The organism is Anaerophaga thermohalophila str. Valhall, assembly GCF_000250735.1.
GTDB classification, from domain to species: domain Bacteria; phylum Bacteroidota; class Bacteroidia; order Bacteroidales; family Marinilabiliaceae; genus Anaerophaga; species Anaerophaga thermohalophila_A.
Genome location: NZ_AHZV01000290.1, coordinates 1 through 1021 on the forward strand (window position 1 = coordinate 1; position 1021 = coordinate 1021).

Genomic DNA, 1021 nt, shown 5'->3' on the forward strand with positions numbered 1-1021 from the left:
TCTCAACATTTGAGAACAAGCTTTCTACATATGAGTTTTCCTCAGGAGTGGCAACATGGGTGAATTCGTGTGTCAGATTTTTGTCTTCCAGATACTCTTTTAGCCCATTTGCAATAAATTGGCTGCCATTGTCCGTACGAAGCATAATTTCTTTAGAAGGATAATTTTTAACGACTTCATGCAGGCACATAATGACATGCGAATGCTTCATAGTATAGCGTAGTGACCAGGATAAAACATATCTGGTTGCAACATCTATTATGGCCAAAAGATAGGCAAAGCGTTTCTCATCATGAATATAGACATGTTTGATATCCATACAAATATAGTCCAGTGGCATGGCTCCCTCTATTTTACGCCACTGAACCCACTGTCTTTGTGATGGACCCGATTTAATTTTGCTAAGCAATAAACCACTTTCTTTCATCAGACGATACACTTTTTTCGGATTGATTTTAAATCCCATGCTCCTTAACTCGCAGGTACTTAATATATAACCATAACGATTAAATTCGTGAGCTCCATAAACTTCATTAACCAATGTGTTAATCACATGTTGATTGCTTACTACCGAACCATCTGCTTTCTCAGTAACAGTTGTTGGTTTTCGGCCTCTTTTACCCGATTTATTCCGGTAATACAAACTGCTGCGAGAAGCTCCAACCCATTTGGCCAGCGAGGTCATTGGCACACGATCTTTAAACAATTGAATGACTTGCTTTTTTAGCTTCATCGGGATTGACTTTTTTTTAAAAGCTCATCTTTGACTTCAATCTCCAAAGCCATGTTGGAAATGATTTTGCGCAATCGTTCATTTTCTTTTTCCATTTTACGCACTTTGGGGTCTGTCTTCTTGTATTTGGGCTGAAGCCCATCAATCCCCTGTGAATTAAAGGCATTCTTCCAGCGGTAATACAATGACCGAGCAAGATGATGCTTGCGAAGTGTTTTTTCTAAGCCTTCTTGCTCTGCTTCTCGCAGAATTTCAAGCTTTTTCTCGGGTGTAAATTTGCGTTTTGCT

Annotated in this window: 2 protein-coding genes; both read right to left on the reverse strand. The window is 39.2% G+C overall.

The features are described from left to right. Positions 1–733 (reverse strand): DDE-type integrase/transposase/recombinase (locus OQ5_RS22050; protein ID WP_016778268.1); only part of this gene is annotated, 733 nt, incomplete at its 3' end. Beyond that, positions 730–1021: transposase (locus tag OQ5_RS0115025; protein WP_016778269.1), on the reverse strand; the 292-nt coding region annotated here is incomplete at its 5' end. The genes OQ5_RS0115025 and OQ5_RS22050, both read right to left, overlap by 4 nt.